Genomic DNA, 17,491 nt, shown 5'->3' on the forward strand with positions numbered 1-17,491 from the left:
GACCCGCGACGGACCTCGGCAAGGCGCTCACACCAACGTAACCGGTCTCACCGAGTTGGCGAGATCGATCAGGACGTCGTGCGCTTCCGGCGCGGGCGCGTGATGGGCGAGCCGCCGGTACGAGCTGTCCAGCACCGTGCGGGCGCCCGTTTCGGTGGCGCGCAGGATCGCGCCGTCGCCGATCCCGTCCTGCCCGAGCAGCACCCCGGCCAGCCCGGTCTCGCGCACGGCCGTCACCAGCCTGTCGAGGGCGTCACCGTCGAGGTCCAAGGCGGTCAGCCGGACCACGGCGTCGTCGAGTTCGGCCGACGCCGGGAGATCCCCGGTCCCCGGCATCGGCGCGGACAGCACCCGCACCCCGGCGATCCGCGCCGCCTCGTCGTAGCGCGAGAATTCCTCGACCTGGTCGAGGATCTCGACGGCGGCGGCGCGGTTGCCACGCAGCAGCCGGACCCGCGCGAGCCCGAACGCGGCGCTGACCTGCGACCGGTCGCGAACCCACAAGGCGTCGTAGTACCGCTCGGCGGCGGCCGCGCCGTTGAGGTGCTCCTCGCACAGGCCCAGTGCGAGTTTCGGCGGCTCCTCGCCGGGGATGTCGCGGTACACGGCGGTGAACTTCTCCTTGGCCGCCGCGAAATCGCCCTCGCCGAGCGCGAGCAGGCCCCGGTGCCACGCCACCCGCCAGTCGTGGACGGCGCGGTCACCGAGCAGCCTTTCGGCGTCCGCCACCGCCAGCGCGCCTTCGACGGTCGCCCCGAGTTCCAGCCTCGCCCGGCACCGGCGGAACTCGACCTCGACCGACTCGGTCACCCTGTCGAGCTTCTTCAGCAACCGGGCCGCGTCGGGCGCGCGGACGGCCCGGAGGAAGTTCGCCTGCGGATCCTCCGGATCCTCGCGCGGCACCGGCAGGCCGACGGCGATCTCCGCGGCGGTCGGGCGTGCGCCGAGCGAGACGGGTGTCCCCCGCGTCCAATGCTCCAACGGCGGCGCCTGGCCGAGTCCCGCGTCGAGCAGGACCGCTCCCTCGGTGAACAGTGTCGATCCGACGGGCCGGGACTGCTTGTCCCGCAAGGAAAGGATCTCATCGAGCACGCCGTCGAGCTGGACCAGCATCTCGCGCGCGGTCGCGAACCGCTGCTCGAACGGGGCTGTCGCACGGTCGAGGACGCGGAGGAACGACTCGATGCCGAACCGGACACCGCGTGCGTCGGTGACGACCGACCAGCCGTCGCTGGCCTGAAAGAGTTCCCGCAACGTCACGCCGACGGTGTGGATGTCGGACCGGACGGTGAGCCCGTGTTTCACCCGTTCCCGCGGGGGCACCTGATAGTGCTCGGTGCCGACGACCGGGCTTTCGTCGTCGGCGATCTTGCGGATGGCGCCGAAGTCGATGAGCTTGATCCGCTTCTCACCGTGGATCACGTTGTCCGGCTTCATGTCGCAGTACAGCAGGCCCTCGCCGTGCAGATAGTCGAGCGCGGTCAGGATCTCGCGCCCGTACGCCACGACGTGTTCGACCAGCAGCCGTCCCTCGCTGGAGTCCAGCCCGGCCCGGCCGCGGTTCTTGATCTCCCGCAGGGAATACCCGTCGACGAACTCCATGACGATGTAGCGGGAGTCGTCGTGCTCGACCACGTCGAAGATCCGGACGATGTTGGGATGTTCCAGCGCGGTGAGCACCTGGCTCTCGGTCTCCGCGATCCGCACGGCGGCGGTGTTGTTCGTGTTGATCAGGCCCTTGAGCGCGACGTACCGGTCGCCCAGCCCGGAATCCGTTGCCAGATAGACGAAACCGAGTCCGCCGCGCGCGACGCAGCCGAGTACGTGATAGCGGCCGTCGACCACGTCACCCGCCGCGAGTTTGGGCGAGAAGGAGAACGGCGTCCGGCAGACCGGGCAGAATCCCTCGGCGGGCGCGGGCCCGCCGCCGATCGAGCGGCCGACCGGGGTGGCGGTGCAGCCGTGCTTGCCACAGAACCGTTCCTCCTCCGGGACATGCGGTTCGGTCACCAGGCGGCCGGCGACGTCGGGGAGTTCGACGACCGGCAGCGGGACCCGGTCGTCCGCGGTCGCATGACCCGCGATCTGCTGGGAGCGGGTGAGAACCGTGCCGGTGATCCGGGTCGGTGTCTCCGGGCCGGGGAGCACCACCGTCGGCTCTTCCGGCATTCCGGGCGGCAGCCCGCAGACCTGGCAGAAGCCGGTCTTGCCGAGCGCGCCGGGGCAGCCGTCCCGTCCGCAGGCCGTCATCCGTCGATCCGTTTCCGTACGGTGTCCGCGTACCGCTCGACGGCGACCGCCGCGGCCCCGAGGTCGCACGGTCCTTCGAAGAGCATCCGCCAGGCGGGCGCGTAGGCGGCATCCAGTTCGACGTCTTCGACGAGGCCGCTGTTACGGGCCATCTCGCCGTACGCGTCGAGCCTGGCACGGAGTTCCGCGCGCCGGGCGAGGTTCTCGTCGAGGAGACGGCGCAGGTCACGGGCACGTTCGACGGTTTTGGCCACGGCTCGCTCACAGACTGGCAGCTGCCGTTTCACCCAATCGGTTTCACCGTCCCGCTCCGCCGAACGCACTTGCGTCACAGCGCCTCTCAACCGCCGGGCCTTGGGATGGACGTGCGGAGCGTCGGAGAAGCGGGGCGCGTCGCCGAGATTGTCTTTCTCCAGCCGGTCGAGTTCGGCCAGCCTGTTCTCCAGCAGCGCGAGACGGCCCTCGATGTCGTCCTCGCCCGCGAGCAGGACGTCGGTGCTCGACCGGACCACGCTCACCCCCGGCGAGGTCTCCTCGCGAAAGGCCAGCGCGAGCCGCAGCCCGAGTTCGTGCGCGCGCTGGGCCAGCGGCACGAGCACCTCACCGACGAGCTCGTCGGGTTCGGCCGATTCGTCGACCCCGTAGACGACGACGGTGCGGCCGGATCCGTGACGGCCTGCCGTCGAGTCCGCGGCGACGTCCAGCCGGTCGGAGATGCGGCGCTGGACCGCGTCGGCGGTCTTGCCGACCGCGTCGACGGCGAGCACGACACTGCCCACCGGCGGCACTGTCGGCCCGGACGCGCTCCGGCCCGCTCCGTGTTCACGGTCGGCGAGGACGACCGCGCGGCGCAACGAGGCGGCGACGGCGGAATCATCGGCGCCCATGATGATCACCCGGACGTCCGACCGGCCGTGGCCGCCGAGCCATCTGGCGAATTCACGGGCGAACAGCACGTCGATCGCGGGCGGTTCCGGGTGCTGGACGAAACTCGGGTCGATCGCCGGGCTGCCCTCGGCCCAGCGGCGCAGTTCCGGCAGGTAGCCGAGCATGGTCTCGACCGGGATCATCCAGGAGACGCGGGAAGCCTCGTTCGCGTACCGGGTCGCGACCATCCCGACGACGTGCCCGGTCTTGTCGGCGATCACCGCGGAACCGCTGAAGCCGTGCGTGATCGGCTCGGTGTCGGCGGTCCGGTGCAACTGGACGCGCTCGAGACCGTGCCCGCCGTCGCCGACGACGGTCGCCAGCGACCACATGCCGTCCGAGCCGCACGGGAAGCCGTACGCGCGTACGGGCTGGTTGTCTTCGAGGGCCGTCCGGTGCAGCGGCGCCCCGCTGATCTGCTCCTCGGGGTCACGCAACCGGAGCAGCGCGATGTCCCCGCCGTCGTCTCCGATGGGCGCCGCCTGCGCGACGATTTTCGCGATTCCGGACTCGACACCGGGAAGCGCCACGAAATCCACCGCGACGTCGTCATGGCCTTCGATCACGTGAGCGCAGGTGAGGAGATGCTCGCCGTCGAGCATGGTCCCGGCGCCCAGGATCCGCCCACGATGATCGCGCAGCCGCACCCGCCAGCGTCTGCGCTCGGAAGTCACCCGGAAGACCCTACCCATCGTGAGTGGTAATGACGGTTCTCACCGTCATTACCACTCACGAAGCCTAATGTGCAGCGTCGTTCCAGGACCGGCCGTATCCGACCGAGACCTCCAGCGGTACCGCGAGCTCGTACGCCGAGCCCATTCCCTGACGCACCAACGCTTCCAGTTCCTCGCGCTCGCCTTCCGCGACTTCGAGGACGAGTTCGTCGTGGACCTGGAGCAGCACGCGGCTCTTCAGCTTCGCCTCGGTCAGCGCCTTGTGCACATTCAGCATGGCGACCTTGATGATGTCGGCCGCGCTGCCCTGGATGGGGGCGTTGAGCGCCATCCGCTCGGCCATCTCCCGGCGCTGGCGGTTGTCGCTGTTGAGGTCCGGCAGATACCGGCGGCGGCCGAAGATCGTTTCGGTGTAACCGACCTTCGCCGCGTCGCCCACGACCGAATGGAGGTAATCGCGCACGCCGCCGAAGCGGGAGAAGTACGCCTCCATCTGTTCCTTGGCTTCTTCGGTCGAGATCCGCAGCTGCTGCGAAAGCCCGTACGCCGAAAGCCCGTACGCCAGGCCGTACGACATCGCCTTGACCCGGAACCGCAGTTCCGGCGTGATCTCCTCCGGCGGCAGCGAGAACGCGCGGGACGCCACGAAGGTGTGCAGGTCCTCGCCGCTGTTGAAGGCCTGGATCAGCCCATCGTCGCGCGAGAGGTGCGCCATGATCCGCATTTCGATCTGGCTGTAGTCCGCCGTCATCAGCTCGGTGTAGCCGTCGCCGACGATGAACGCGTCGCGGATGCGGCGGCCTTCCTCGGTGCGGATCGGGATGTTCTGGAGGTTCGGGTCGACCGAGGAGAGCCGCCCGGTGGCGGCGATCGTCTGCAGCAGTGTGGTGTGGATGCGGCCGTCGTCGGCGACCGCCTTGATCAGGCCCTCGACCGTGGTGCGCAGCCGGGTCGCGTCCCGGTGTTCCAGCAGATGCTGCAGGAACGGGTGCTCGGTCTTCTCGAACAGGCTCTGCAGCGCCTCGGCGTCGGTGGTGTAGCCGGTCTTGGTGCGCTTGGTCTTCGGCATGCCGAGCTCGTCGAACAGGATCACCTGGAGCTGCTTCGGCGAACCGAGGTTGACCTGCTTGCCGATGACCGCGTACGCCTCGTCCGCGGCCTGGGTGACCCGGCCGAGGTAATGCGATTCCAGATTCGTCAGGTGCTCGATGTCGACCGCGATCCCCGCCGCTTCGAGCCCGGTGATCACCTGGAGCAGCGGCAGTTCCAGGTCGACGAGCAGCTGCGCGCCACCGAGTTCTTCGAGTTCCTTGGTCAGCGCGCCCGCCAGCTCGGCGACCGCGCGGGCCTTGACCAGCTCGGCCTGGATCTCCTTCTGCTCCAGGTCCTCGGCGCCGCCGTCGAGCAGCGAAAGCTGCCCGTCGCCGGTGTCGGCCTCGGACCGCAGCTCACGGTGCAGGTACCGCAGGGCGAGGTCGTCGAGCTCGAAGGTGCGCTGACCGGGGCGGACCAGGTACGCGGCGAGCGCGGTGTCCATGACGAGCCCGGCGAACGCCCAGCCCCGTGCCTGGACGGCGTGCAGCGCGACCTTGAGCTCGTGGCCGATCTTCTGGATCTTCTCGTCGGCGAGCCACGCGGTGAGCGCCTTGTCGTCTTCGGCGTCCATCGTGGTGACGTCGACGTACGCGCCTTCGCCGTCCGCGGCCGCGAAGGTGATGGCCCGCAGATCGGACCGGACCGAGGCCCCGGTGGTGCGGAACGCCAGGCCGACCGGCTGATCCTGCCCGGTGTGCGCGGACAGCCACTCCGTGAGCGCGCCCGGAGCGAGCTTCGCGCCGCTGACCTCGAAGCCCTCTTCGGCCTCGGGCTCGGCACTCTGCAGGGTGGCGAAGAGCCGGTCTCGCAGGACGCGGAACTCGAGCTCGTCGAACAGCGCGTGGACGGCCTCGCGGTCCCACGGGCGCAGCTCGAGCCCTGCCGGGGCGAGCTCCAGCTCGACGTCGCGGATGAGCTCGGTGAGCTGGCGGTTCAGCATCACGGCGCCGAGGTGCTCGCGCAGCGCGTCGCCGACCTTGCCCTTGACCTCGTCGACCCGGTCGATCAGCTCGTTGAAGGACCCGAACTGCCTGATCCACTTCGCGGCCGTCTTCTCGCCGACGCCGGGGATGCTGGGCAGGTTGTCCGAGGGGTCTCCACGCAGGGCGGCGAAGTCCGGGTACTGCGCCGGGGTGAGGCCGTACTTCTCCTCGACCGCTTCGGGCGTGAAGCGGGTCATCTCCGACACGCCGCGCTTCGGGTACAGCACGGTGACCTGATCGGTCACCAGCTGGAGCGCGTCGCGGTCGCCCGTACAGATGAGGACGTCGAAGCCGTCGGCGGTCGCCTGTGTCGTGAGCGTGGCGATGATGTCGTCGGCTTCGTAGTTCTCCTTGGTCAGCGCGGGGATGCCGAGGACCTTGAGCACGTCCTCGACCAGCCCGACCTGGCCCTTGAACTCGTCCGGGGTGGCGCTGCGGTTGGCCTTGTACTCCTTGAACGTCTCCGAGCGGAACGTCTTGCGGGAGAGGTCGAACGCCACCGCGAGATGGGTCGGCGCCTCGTCGCGCAGCAGGTTGATGAGCATCGAGGTGAACCCGAACACCGCGTTCGTCGTCTGCCCGGTCTTCGTCTTGAAGTTCTCCGCGGGCAGCGCGAAGAACGCGCGATACGCCATCGAATGGCCGTCGATCAGCAGCAGCTTGGGCCGCTCGGCCTGTGCGGTGGCGGGTGTGGCGTTGGCAATGGTCGTGTTCTCACTCGGGCTCACGGGAGCGAGTCTAGGGTGAGGGTCTGACAGTCCTACGTGTCGTGTCTGTTAAGGAGCTTTGCGTGACCGAACGAACCCTCGAATCCTTCGCCGGGATCGACCCGGCCTTCGCCGGACAGCAGCTCAACGACAAGCTCGGGCTCGAGATCAGCGAATTCGGTCCCGAACGCGTCGTGGGCAGCATCCCGGTGGAGGGCAACCTTCAGCCCTACGGCCTGCTCCACGGCGGGGCGAACGCCGTGGTCGCCGAGGCGCTCGGTTCGATGGTGTGCGCGCTCAACGCCGGCACCGACAAGGCGACGATGGGGCTCGAACTCTCGTGCACCCACCACCGGGCGGTCCGCTCCGGCCGGGTGACCGGCGTCGCGACCCCGGTGCACGTGGGCCGCGGCACCGTCACCGCCGAGATCGTGCTGACCGACGACCAGGGACGCCGGTCGTGCACGGCGCGGCTGACGTGCGTGGTGCGGGAGCGTCCGCCGGGCGCCTGAGCACGCACCATCTCCATGGATCTCGACACGGCTCAGGTGCGGGCGTTCGTCGCGACCGCCGACCACGGTCATTTCGGTCGCGCGGCAGAATCCCTGTTCCTCACGCAGCAAGCGCTGTCGAAACGGATCCGGAAGCTCGAGGACACCCTGTCGGTCCAGCTCTTCCGGCGCACCAACCGGTCCGTCGAGCTGACCCCCGACGGCGACCGCTTCCTCCCGCACGCGCGCGAGCTGATCCGCGCGGCGGACGCCGCCGTCGCCGCGATGGGCCTGCAGGACCGGCCACCCCGCCTCGACATCATCGATCCGCGCCTCTCCCCGATGTACATGCTGCGGCGCGTCGCGCAGCGCGATCCGGCGCTCGCCGTCGAACGCGTCACCGGGCGAGGGCTCGTCAACGCCCTCGACCCGCTGGTCCGCGGCGAGATCGACCTCGCGTTCGGCCGCGTCGCGGATCTCGGCCGCGACGTGCCCGCGGAACTCGAGCACCGGCTCGTCCGGCTCGAACCACTGGTCGCGCTTCTCGCCCCGGAACACCCGCTCGCGGGCAACGCCGTCCTGAAACTGTCCGATCTCCGGGGTGACGGCATCTGGATTCCGCAATTGGGCGGCCCGGTCGAATGGCTTTCTTATTTGCAACGCCTATGCAAAGAATTCGGCGTCCCGATCGACGACTCGGGCGTCAGCTACGACCTCCGGCACACACTGGAACAGACGCGTTACGGAAAGCAGCGGGTCACTCTCGCCGGCGCCGACATGGACCTCGCCTCCGATCTCAACCTGCGGGTCCTGCCCTTCGAGCCGTCGCCGCTGTTCCCGTGGTCGGTCGTGTGGCGGCGCGGCGAAGGCCTGGCCCTGCGGCGCCTGCTGGCGCTCGTGGGCCGGACCAGCCACGAAGAAGGTTGGTGCACCTACGATCCCGAAAGATCCTGGCTACCGGACGACGACCTCAGGCAGCTAGGTGCCGGGCGAACCAGCGCGTGAGCTCGGCGTCGACCAGCTTCGCGTGGCCGGTCTGCGGAGCGGGTTCCAGCCCCGGCGCCTCGGCGAACCCGTGCGCCATCCCCGCGATCGTCACGAGTTCGGATCGCCGCTCCCCCAGCGCTTTGTGCAGCGCCGCCGCCGGTTCGGTGATCGAGACGTCGTCCTCCTCGCCGATGACGAGCAGTACCGGCGCGGTCAGTTCCCCCGCCCGCCGCACGTAGTCGTACTCGTTCGCGACCGCGCGGGACCGGTCCGACCACTGATAGGTGACGTCGAAGAACCGCTCGTTCGCCGCGATCACCGGCGCCAGCTGGGTCACCGGGTTCACCAGCGCGGCCGCCGCCACGGGAATCTCGGCGTGGGTCAGCATCTGCAGCGCGACCCCGCCGCCCTGCGAACCGCCGACCAGCCCCACCGGACCGTCCTCAATGGACAGCCGCGAGCGCAGCTCCGCCACCGCCGCCGGGAATTCCGCCTCAGCCTGCCTGGTGAGCGGTTCGACGACGTTGAGCACGTTGTCTTCGCTCGCGAGGCGGAAGAAGCCCTCGAAACCGCCTTCCGGGAACCGTTTCCCGGTCAGCGGCAACCCGAGGTGCACCCGCCACGCGTGCAGTTCCCGCATCGGCAGCGCCGCCGCCATCGCCGCCTCGCTGAACGGCGCGTCCAGCAGATGCCAGGTGAGCACCAGCGGCGCCGGGCGCGACTCGTCCGACGGCGGCAACGCCACGAACGGGACTCCCGCCGCCACGCCTTCGATCGCTCCGCTCAGTTCGACGCTCATCGTCATGTTCTCCCAGGTCCTTCTCGGTTTTTCCGGCTCTGGGAACAGCTAACCGCGAGGTCCGGGCCGGGATCCAACAGCCGTTCGGACGCCGATGACAACCATCGGTTGTCATCGGTACGAGAGAAGGGAGGGCATGGTTGACGCCCTTTGGGGCAGCATTGCTACGACGAACGGACGCCATCGAAGCGGGGGGAAGTCGCAAGATACGCGGCCGAAACACGATCATCACCCACGGGCATGATCAACGTGGTAGCGGTGAATCCCCAGCGTGACCAGCGAAGACTCGCCAACCGGCAACATTCGCCTTTTCGTGCAATTCGTTCTGGTTTCGACCGTCACGATGTGGACACAGAGTGATGGGCGTCTGTGCAGATCATGGCGTAGGGGGATATCTTCCTGCCCTAACCTAGCCCCTGTGTCGGGGGCAACGCCTACCGGCGGCTGGTTGGTCATGGGAGGTAGTCGGTGTCAGGAGTGCGTTTTGGACGGGTTTTCGCCGTCGCTGCGGCTGCGTCGCTGGCGCTGGCGGGCTGCGCGGGCGGCAGCAGCTCGTCCGGCAGCGGTGACAGCAGCACGCTGAAGATCGGATTCATGGGTGACCTCACCGGTGAAGGCTCCGGGATCGTGATTCCGCCCAGGAACGGCGCCAAGCTCGCGATCGAGGAGTACAACAAGACGAACCCGGCGACGAAGCTGGAATTCAAGGAATACGACAGCCAGGGCAAGCCCGAGCAGGCGACGTCGCTGATCGCGACCGCCGTCGGCAAGGACAAGATCACCGCGCTGATCGGCCCGGCCTTCTCCGGTGAGTCGAAGGCCATCGGCGGCCAGCTGGAGCAGAACAAGATCCCGAGCGTCTCGCCCTCGGCGACCGGCCCCGGCCTGGCGGCCAACGGCTGGAAGTACTGGCACCGTGTCGTCGCGAACGACAACGACCAGGGCCCGGCCATCGCGAACTTCCTCATCACCTCGAAGTCGCCGAAGAAGGCTTATGTCATCTCGGACGACCAGGAGTACAGCGTCGGTCTGGCGGACGCCTTCGAGAAGACGCTCAAGGAGAAGAACGTCCCGACCGAACGCGACAAGTTCGCCAAGGACGCGTCGGACTACTCCTCGACCGCGCAGAAGGTCAAGGCCGCGAACCCGGACATCATCCTCTTCGGTGGCTACTACGCCCAGGGCAGCCGTCTGCTCAAGCAGCTGCGTGACAGCCAGGTGACCGCCACCTTCGCCACCGGCGACGGTTCGCTCGACGCCCAGCTGGTCAGCGGTGCGGGTGCCGCGGCCGCCGAGAAGGCCGTCATCGGCTGCCCCTGCAACATCAAGGACGCCGGCACGGGCGACGAGTTCGTCACCAAGTACAAGGCCGCCTACAACGTCGACCCCGCGATCTACTCGACCGAGGGCTACGACGCCGCGACCGCCATCATCAACGCGGTCAAGGCGGGCAACACCACCTCGGAGAAGATCAACGAGTACCTGAAGACCATCGACTTCAAGGGTGTCTCGAAGCAGATCAAGTTCAAGGAGAACGGCGAGCCGCAGACGAACGCGATTTACGTCTACCAGGTCACCGGTGGCGTCATCAAGAACCTCGGCGCCTCGACCGAAGCCAAGCTCAACGGCTGACGGAGCAGGTAGGAACACCTAACGGAAGCGGGGGCGCTGTGCGGGCACAGCTCCCCCGCTTCGGCGCAAATGCGGCGAAAGAATCCTCGCCCCGTCCCGTAAGGCATCCACGTCATGCTTCAAGATCTGCAAGCCCAGTTCCTCGGTAGCACCATCGGCGGGCTGGTCGCCGGAAGCATCTACGCTCTCATCGCCCTCGGCTACACAATGGTCTACGGCGTGCTCCGGCTCATCAACTTCGCACATTCCGAGATCTTCATGATCGGGACGGTCACGTCCCTGTTCGTCCTGATCACCATCGCGGGCGGCACCGCCCCGATCACGCTCGGCGTGTTCGGGATGATCGCCGTCCTGCTGCTGATCATCATCGCTTCCGCCGCCGTGTCCGGCGGTGCGGCGGTCCTGCTGGAGCAAGTGGCCTACCGGCCGCTCCGCAAGAAGGGCGCGACCCGCCTGGCCGCCCTGATCTCCGCCATCGGCGCCTCGCTGTTCCTGCAGGAGCTGTTCGGCCTCAAGATCATCGAATGGATCACCGGGAAATCCGGCCGTGTGCAACAGAACGCGCCGCGGTTCATCCCGCACGAGGAGCTGTTCCACATCGGCAACGGCGTGGTCCGCACGGACCACGTGTTCGTCGTCGTCGGCGCCGTGATCATGATGATCGGCCTCGACCAGCTGGTCAGCCGCACTCGCATCGGCCGCGGTATCCGTGCCACGGCACAGGATCCCGAAGCCGCCGTGCTGATGGGTGTCAGCATCGACAAGATCGTCCGGCTCACCTTCCTCCTCGGTGGCGCGATGGCCGGTGTCGCCGCGGCGCTGTACGTCATGGAGTACGAGAACACCGATTACCGCATCGGTTTCCTTCTCGGCATCAAGGCGTTCACCGCGGCCGTGCTCGGCGGTATCGGCAACCTGCGCGGCGCCCTGCTCGGTGGCATCGTGCTCGGCCTGGTGGAGAACTGGAGTTCCATCTTCTTCGGTTCACAATGGAAGGACGTCACCGCCTTCGTGGTGCTGGTGCTGGTCCTGATGTTCCGGCCCACCGGCATCCTCGGTGAATCGCTGCAGCGGGCACGCGCATGAAGGGCGACGAAGAAGTGTCTACAGAAAACGGAAAACCCGCGCGCGCCGGGTTTCACCCCGTCGACGGTCTGCGGGACTGGTGGGCTCGCGCTCCGCATTGGCAGCGCTATGGCGTTTACCTCGCCCTGATCATCGGCGCGCTGATCCTGCCCGCACCGGCCATCGGCTCCTTCATGTCGCCAGACTCGGACTGGACCACCGTCCTGATCTTCCCGGTCGGGATCTACATCCTGCTGGCGATCGGCCTGAACATCGTGGTCGGCCACGCGGGCATGCTGGACCTCGGTTTCGTCGCGTTCTTCGCGATCGGCGCCTACACGCTCGCCGTGATGGGCACCAAATACGGCTGGAGTTTCTGGGGATGCCTCGTGCTCGGCATCTTCCTGGCGGCGATGTCGGGGGTGATCCTCGGCGCTCCGACGCTCCGGTTGCGCGGTGACTATCTGGCCATCGTGACGCTCGGCTTCGGTGAGATCGTCCGGATCACGGCGGTCAACACCGACAGCATCGGCGGCTCCCGCGGTATCACCAACGTCCCGCACCCGGAGCCGATCTTCGGTACCGAGTTCCTGCTCGACCCGGCGCCGTACTACTACCTGGTCCTGGCGGCGATCGTGGTCGCGATCGTCTTCTCGGTGCGGCTGCACCGAAGCCGGGTCGGGCGGGCCTGGGCGGCCATCCGCGAAGACGAGGACGCCGCCGAACTCATGGGCGTCCCGACGTTCAAGTTCAAGCTGCTCGCGTTCGCCATCGGCGCCATGCTCGGCGGCATGGCGGGCGCGGTCTACGCCAGCAAGGCCGTCTTCATCGAGCCGAACAACTTCCCGTTCATCCTGTCGGCGACCATCCTCGCGGCGGTCGTGCTCGGTGGCGCGGGGAACCTGCCCGGCGTGATCCTCGGCGCCTTCCTGGTCGCCTGGCTCCCGGAGCGGTTCCGGTTCCTGTCCGAGTACCGCATCCTGATCTTCGGTTTCGTGCTCGTGCTGATGATGGCGCTGCGGCCGGAGGGTCTGCTGCCGTCACGGCAGCGCAAGGCGGAACTACATGAAGGAACGGGCGGAATGGGTGCGATGGGCGCCGAGGTCGCGGGTCCGGATTCCGAGGCTTCGGCGGAGGTGACGAAATGAGCGTATTGCTCGCATTCGACAACGTGACCATGCGCTTCGGCGGTGTCACGGCCCTGAAGGACGTCAACCTCACCATCGACCAGGGTGAGATCTTCGCCCTGATCGGCCCGAACGGCGCGGGCAAGACCACCGTGTTCAACGTGATCACCGGTGTCTACCAGCCGACCGAGGGCCAGGTGCGCTTCGGCGACACCACGGTCAGCGGGATGAAGCGGTTCAAGATCAACCAGGCCGGGATCGCCCGCACGTTCCAGAACATCCGGCTGTTCCACAACATGTCGGCGCTCGAGAACGTGATGGTCGGTGCGGACTCGCATCACAAGACCGGTGCGATCTCGGCGACGCTGGGCCTGCCCGTGCACCGCAGGGAAGAGAAGCGGGGCCGCGAGCTGGCGAGGGAACTGCTGGACTTCGTCGGCATCGGGCGGGTCGAGCACAACACCGCGAAGAACCTCTCCTACGGTGACCAGCGCCGTCTGGAGATCGCGCGTGCGCTCGCGACCGACCCGAAGCTGCTGCTGCTCGACGAGCCCGCCGCCGGGATGAACCCGGCGGAGAAGAACTCGCTGCAGCAGCTGATCCGCAAGATCCGTGACGACGGCCGGACCGTGCTGCTCATCGAGCACGACATGGGCTTGGTCATGCAGATCGCCGACCGGCTGGCCGTGCTCGACTTCGGCCAGAAGATCGCAGAAGGGCTCCCCCAAGAGGTGCAGAACAACCAGAAGGTGATCGAGGCTTACCTGGGGGTGGCGGAAGATGCTTCTTGAGGTTCAGGACATCAACGTCCACTACGGGAAGATCGCCGCGCTCAAGGGAATGACCATCGAGGTCGGCCAGGGCGAGATCGTTTCGCTCATCGGGGCCAACGGCGCGGGCAAGACCACGACGCTGAAGACGATCTCGGGCCTGCGTCCGCTGACCAGCGGCCGGATCCTCTTCGACGGCAAGGACATCTCGAAGACACCCGGTCACAAGCGGGTCGAACTCGGGATCGGCCAGTCGCCCGAAGGCCGGGGCGTGTTCCCCGGTATGACGGTGCAGGAAAACCTCCTGATGGGCGCGTACACCCGTAAGGACGACCTGAAGGCCGACCTCGACGAGGTCTACGAGCTGTTCCCGCGGCTGAACGAGCGCAAGACCCAGTTCGGCGGCACGATGTCCGGTGGCGAGCAGCAGATGATCGCCATCGGCCGCGCGCTGATGACCAAGCCCAAGGTGCTGCTGCTCGACGAGCCGTCCATGGGCCTGGCGCCGATGCTGATCGCGCAGATCTTCGACATCATCCGCGAGATCAACAAGCGCGGGACCACGGTCCTGCTGGTGGAGCAGAACGCGCAGCAGGCGCTGAAGCTCTCCGACCGCGCGTATGTGCTGGAGACCGGTGAAGTGGTCAAGAGCGCCCGCGGTGCCGAGCTGCTGGACGACCCGCAGGTGCGGGCCGCCTACCTCGGTGGCGACCTGGGCGTCTGACGCCTTCTGTGAAAGGGCCCCGTCGCGTTTCGCGGCGGGGCCTTTCCCGTGTCAACCCAGTTTGATGTCGGTGCCGGTGAGGTTCTTCATGTCGGTGAGCGTCGGCCCACCGAAAGCCCGCAGCACCAACGGTTTCGCACCCTTGGGCAGATCGAAGTAGAGATCGAACTCGACCCGAACGCCGCGTCCGAGCTCGAACTTGTCCGGCTGCCGTTTGATCGTCATCGCCTGGTTGTCGACCGCGATCACGGCGCCGGAATCGGTGACCAGTTGCTGGCGACGGGTGTCGAAGACGATTCCGGACACCCCCTTTCCCGTCACCACCAGCCGGAGCCGGACGAACTGCCCCTTCGCCTCGAACTCGGTGTGGCTGCCGGTGAGGCTGGGCAGCCCGGCGGCAAGCCCGATGAGGGAGAACTCGGTCTCCCCGTTGAGCGCCGGCGGCAGATGCAGCGCCGTCTCGTCCGGACGGACCTCCCGCGCGGGCAAGTCGTAGACGGGTTTGGCGGGCGGCTGCGGCTGCTCGCCGGAGCAGCCGGCCAGCAGGAGGACCGCCGCCACCACGACCGACACTCCGCGACGCGGACGGTGCCCGCCACCGGGAACGAATTCGGCCGCGTTCCGGCGGATGCCCATCAGCCGGTCGTGGTCCACCGAACCGGCCCAGTCGTGCGTGGTGTCGCCCCATCGCGCGCTCGTGTCACTCACACTGCCATTCTCCTACGGCTACTGTGCGATTGTGGAGTTACGACGTCTTCGATATCTGTGCGCCGTGGCGGAGGAAGGGCATCTCACCCGCGCCGCGGAGCGCCTCGGCATCCGGGCATCGTCGCTCAGCCAGCAGATCATCGCGCTGGAACGGGAACTGGACACGCCCCTGTTCGTGCGCACCCAGGCCGGGATGACACCCACCGCCGCCGCGTTGGCGCTGCTCCCCCACGCCCGCCGGATGCTGGAAGAAGCCGATCTGGGTGCACAGGCCGTCCGCGACACCGTGGACCGGCCGCTCCGCGTCGGCGTGACACCGGGCGCGCCGCCGTCCGTACTTCCCGCCCTGCACGCGGAAGCGGTGGAGATCGACGACCTTTCCGCCGCCCGGCAACTCGAACTCCTGCGCCGGGGCGCGCTCGACGCCGGTCTTCTCGCCCTTCCGGAGGCGGTGGACGGCCTGCGGGTCGTCGTCGTGAGCGAGAGACCGTTGGGGGTGCTCGTTTCCGACACTCATCCCCTGGCTCGGCTCGAGGACGTCGGCTGGGACGACCTCACCGGGCTCGACCTCCTTCTGTACGAACGAGAGCTGGCGCCGGGCTATCACGACGCGCTGCTCGCCGAGTGCGCGGCAGCGGGCTGGCGCCCGGCCCACGTACGCTCCGGGCCACCTCGGCGGACGCTGTTCGTCGCCGAATTGCGGCATGGCGGCGACGTCGTCGCCTTGCGCCCACGGGAAGAACCGGCCGAAGGTCTGCGCTGGCTTCCGCTGCGGGAAGCGCCTGTCGTCCGGCACGCGCTCGTGTGGGATCCGGCGCACGCGTCTTCGGACCGGATCGCGGCACTGCTATGACGGCGCCCACAACGGATTCGCGCGCCGCCCGCCCAGCCTCGCCTGTTCGGTGATCCCGAACGGCCGTTCGGATCCTCCTCGTGGACAACGATCCCCGTTTCGCGATTACCTCACGGTGTTCGAGAACGAAGGAGAATCGTCATGCGGCAATGGGGTTTCGTGTACTTGGCCGACGGCTGTGATCCGGAGCGGGACGTGTCCCGTGTGGACACCGGGGCATGCCTGACCGTGCTGGTCGGTGTCGGCGAGGTGGAGCAGGTAGTGGCCGTGGCCGAACGGCTTGTGACCGAAGGGGCGCAGCTGATCGAACTGTGCGGCGCTTTCGGTCCCGTGTGGACGGCGCGGGTGATCGACGCGGTGGGAGCACGGGTTCCAGTCGGAAGCGTCATGTACGGCGGCGAGGCCACGCAGCAGCTTTACGACCTGTTCAGCCTCGGGGCCTAGCAGTCGGCGTCGTGGGCGGCTTCGACGCAGGCGCCGGCCTCGGCGTGGCCCGCGGCCTGGTACAGCAGGTTGTACAGCGTCTCGCGCTGGACGTTGTCGAGCGCGCCGAGCACCTCGTCCTCGACCCCGGCGAGGGCGAACTCGGCCTTGACGAGCTGCTTCAGCCCGACGTCGGTGAGCTCGACGATGTGCCGCCGCCGGTCCTCCGGTGAACGCCTGCGTTCGATCAGGTTCGCGGATTCCAGGTCGTTGAGCAGCCCGACGACGTTCGTGCTGTCCATCTCCAGCGTCTTCGCGAGGTCCTGCTGCGAGCAGCCGCCGAGATCGCGCAGCACGGTGAGCGCGACGAGATGCCGGGGGCGCAGGCCGAGTGGCGTCAGGACGGTCTCGCTGCGCAGCCGGATCCGGCGGGTGACGTGGTCGAGCAGCGCACCACAGCGATGCGGGGGCTGGTTCACCACCGGAAGTTCGGGCACTCGTCAAGTGTACGTTCCCACATGATGACCGCCACAGCATCAATGGTTTGCGTTACACAAACTATCTGTGCAAGATGATGCGTATGACGCATCTGCTGCACATCGACTCGAGCATCACGGGCGAGCACTCGATCAGCCGCCGGCTCACCTCGCGGGCCGCTGCGGCCTGGCGCGCCGCGCATCCGGAAGGCACCGTCACCTACCGCGACCTGGGCACCGATCCGCTGCCGCATCTGGACGCGGCGACCCATTTCTCCAGGACCCTGCCGCCGGAGCAGCACACCCCGGAGCAGGCCGCGGGCTGGCGGCGCATCAAGGAGCTGATCGACGAGGTCAAGGCGGCCGACACGGTCCTGCTGGGCCTGCCCCTCTACAACTTCGGCCCGCCGAGCACGGTCAAGTCCTGGGTCGATCATCTGATCGCGCCCAGGCTGTCGATCGATCCCGAGACCGGCCAGGGTCTGCTCGGCGGGCGGGACTTCGTCGTCCTGGCCTCGCGCGGCGGCGGCTACGGCGAAGGCACCCCACGTGAAGGCTGGGACCACGCGCAGTCCTGGATCCCGCACGGCGTCTCGCTGACCGGTCTCGAACCGCGGTTCGTCACCGCCGAGCTGACCATGGCGAAGACCAACCCGGCGATGGCGGATCTCATCCCGCTGGCCGACGAAAGCCAGGCAGCGGCAGAGCGCGCCATCGACACCTTGTGGACGCCGGCGGCCGCCTGACCGGGGCGCAAGCCTCGCGAGCGGTAAAGACGGTTCTCACCGTCCCTGCCACTC

Annotated in this window: 16 protein-coding genes; 10 read left to right on the plus strand and 6 right to left on the minus strand. The window is 68.0% G+C overall.

The window, feature by feature from the left end; genetic code table 11:
- Window positions 1–27: 27 nt before the first annotated feature.
- From AMYAL_RS0102740 to polA, 3 genes are all read right to left on the minus strand, one after another.
- The gene (locus AMYAL_RS0102740) at window positions 28–2,250 is read right to left on the minus strand and encodes a serine/threonine-protein kinase (RefSeq protein WP_020629767.1); all 2,223 of its coding nucleotides are present in this window, start codon (window positions 2,248–2,250) and stop codon (window positions 28–30) included.
- Window positions 2,247–3,851 carry a S1 family peptidase gene (locus tag AMYAL_RS0102745; protein ID WP_026466687.1) on the minus strand — a complete coding sequence of 535 codons (1,605 nt, stop codon included), beginning with the start codon at window positions 3,849–3,851 and terminating at the stop codon, window positions 2,247–2,249. Before AMYAL_RS0102745 ends, AMYAL_RS0102740 begins: the two co-directional genes overlap by 4 nt.
- A 64-nt stretch (window positions 3,852–3,915) precedes the next feature.
- Window positions 3,916–6,657: a DNA polymerase I gene (polA, locus tag AMYAL_RS0102750; RefSeq protein ID WP_020629769.1), complete on the minus strand. Its 2,742-nt coding sequence runs from the start codon at window positions 6,655–6,657 to the stop codon at window positions 3,916–3,918.
- A 62-nt stretch (window positions 6,658–6,719) separates the two neighbouring features.
- On the opposite strand from polA, the gene AMYAL_RS0102755 reads away from it, so the two are divergent.
- A complete protein-coding gene (locus AMYAL_RS0102755) occupies window positions 6,720–7,148 on the plus strand; it encodes a PaaI family thioesterase (RefSeq protein ID WP_020629770.1) in 429 nt (142 codons plus the stop codon).
- A gap of 15 nt (window positions 7,149–7,163) precedes the next feature.
- Window positions 7,164–8,132, plus strand: coding sequence for a LysR family transcriptional regulator (locus tag AMYAL_RS0102760; RefSeq protein ID WP_020629771.1), 969 nt, complete (start codon window positions 7,164–7,166; stop codon window positions 8,130–8,132).
- Here the strand turns inward: AMYAL_RS0102760 and AMYAL_RS0102765 are convergent.
- On the minus strand, window positions 8,098–8,919 hold the full coding sequence (locus AMYAL_RS0102765) for an alpha/beta hydrolase family protein (protein ID WP_020629772.1): 822 nt from the start codon (window positions 8,917–8,919) through the stop codon (window positions 8,098–8,100). The genes AMYAL_RS0102760 and AMYAL_RS0102765 overlap by 35 nt on opposite strands.
- A gap of 471 nt (window positions 8,920–9,390) precedes the next feature.
- On the opposite strand from AMYAL_RS0102765, the gene AMYAL_RS0102770 reads away from it, so the two are divergent.
- The 5 genes from AMYAL_RS0102770 to AMYAL_RS0102790 all read left to right on the plus strand — a co-directional run bounded on the left by AMYAL_RS0102770 (window position 9,391) and on the right by AMYAL_RS0102790 (window position 14,231).
- Window positions 9,391–10,545: a branched-chain amino acid ABC transporter substrate-binding protein gene (locus tag AMYAL_RS0102770; RefSeq protein ID WP_020629773.1), complete on the plus strand. Its 1,155-nt coding sequence runs from the start codon at window positions 9,391–9,393 to the stop codon at window positions 10,543–10,545.
- A 114-nt stretch (window positions 10,546–10,659) separates the two neighbouring features.
- On the plus strand, window positions 10,660–11,631 hold the full coding sequence (locus tag AMYAL_RS0102775; RefSeq protein WP_020629774.1) for a branched-chain amino acid ABC transporter permease: 972 nt from the start codon (window positions 10,660–10,662) through the stop codon (window positions 11,629–11,631).
- Window positions 11,628–12,758: a branched-chain amino acid ABC transporter permease gene (locus AMYAL_RS0102780; protein WP_020629775.1), complete on the plus strand. Its 1,131-nt coding sequence runs from the start codon at window positions 11,628–11,630 to the stop codon at window positions 12,756–12,758. The genes AMYAL_RS0102775 and AMYAL_RS0102780 overlap by 4 nt, the downstream gene beginning before the upstream one ends.
- Window positions 12,755–13,528, plus strand: a complete 774-nt coding sequence (locus AMYAL_RS0102785; protein ID WP_020629776.1) for an ABC transporter ATP-binding protein — start codon at window positions 12,755–12,757, stop codon at window positions 13,526–13,528. Before AMYAL_RS0102780 ends, AMYAL_RS0102785 begins: the two co-directional genes overlap by 4 nt.
- Window positions 13,518–14,231: an ABC transporter ATP-binding protein gene (locus AMYAL_RS0102790; protein WP_020629777.1), complete on the plus strand. Its 714-nt coding sequence runs from the start codon at window positions 13,518–13,520 to the stop codon at window positions 14,229–14,231. Before AMYAL_RS0102785 ends, AMYAL_RS0102790 begins: the two co-directional genes overlap by 11 nt.
- 51 nt (window positions 14,232–14,282) lie before the next feature.
- Here the strand turns inward: AMYAL_RS0102790 and AMYAL_RS0102795 are convergent, their stop codons facing one another.
- A complete protein-coding gene (locus AMYAL_RS0102795) occupies window positions 14,283–14,939 on the minus strand; it encodes a DUF4352 domain-containing protein (RefSeq protein WP_020629778.1) in 657 nt (218 codons plus the stop codon).
- A 64-nt stretch (window positions 14,940–15,003) separates the two neighbouring features.
- Between AMYAL_RS0102795 and AMYAL_RS0102800 the strand changes: the two genes are divergently transcribed.
- Window positions 15,004–15,792, plus strand: coding sequence for a LysR family transcriptional regulator (locus tag AMYAL_RS0102800; RefSeq protein WP_020629779.1), 789 nt, complete (start codon window positions 15,004–15,006; stop codon window positions 15,790–15,792).
- 141 nt (window positions 15,793–15,933) lie between these two features.
- On the plus strand, window positions 15,934–16,236 hold the full coding sequence (locus AMYAL_RS0102805) for a DUF6506 family protein (protein ID WP_020629780.1): 303 nt from the start codon (window positions 15,934–15,936) through the stop codon (window positions 16,234–16,236).
- Here AMYAL_RS0102805 and AMYAL_RS0102810 read toward each other — a convergent pair.
- Window positions 16,233–16,712, minus strand: a complete 480-nt coding sequence (locus AMYAL_RS0102810) for a MarR family winged helix-turn-helix transcriptional regulator (protein ID WP_020629781.1) — start codon at window positions 16,710–16,712, stop codon at window positions 16,233–16,235. The two genes, AMYAL_RS0102805 and AMYAL_RS0102810, sit on opposite strands and share 4 nt — an antisense overlap.
- Window positions 16,713–16,795: 83 nt before the next feature.
- On the opposite strand from AMYAL_RS0102810, the gene AMYAL_RS0102815 reads away from it, so the two are divergent.
- Window positions 16,796–17,437, plus strand: a complete 642-nt coding sequence (locus AMYAL_RS0102815; protein WP_020629782.1) for an FMN-dependent NADH-azoreductase — start codon at window positions 16,796–16,798, stop codon at window positions 17,435–17,437.
- The last annotated feature ends 54 nt before the right edge of the window (window positions 17,438–17,491 follow it).

This window comes from Amycolatopsis alba DSM 44262 (assembly GCF_000384215.1).
GTDB lineage: Bacteria > Actinomycetota > Actinomycetes > Mycobacteriales > Pseudonocardiaceae > Amycolatopsis > Amycolatopsis alba.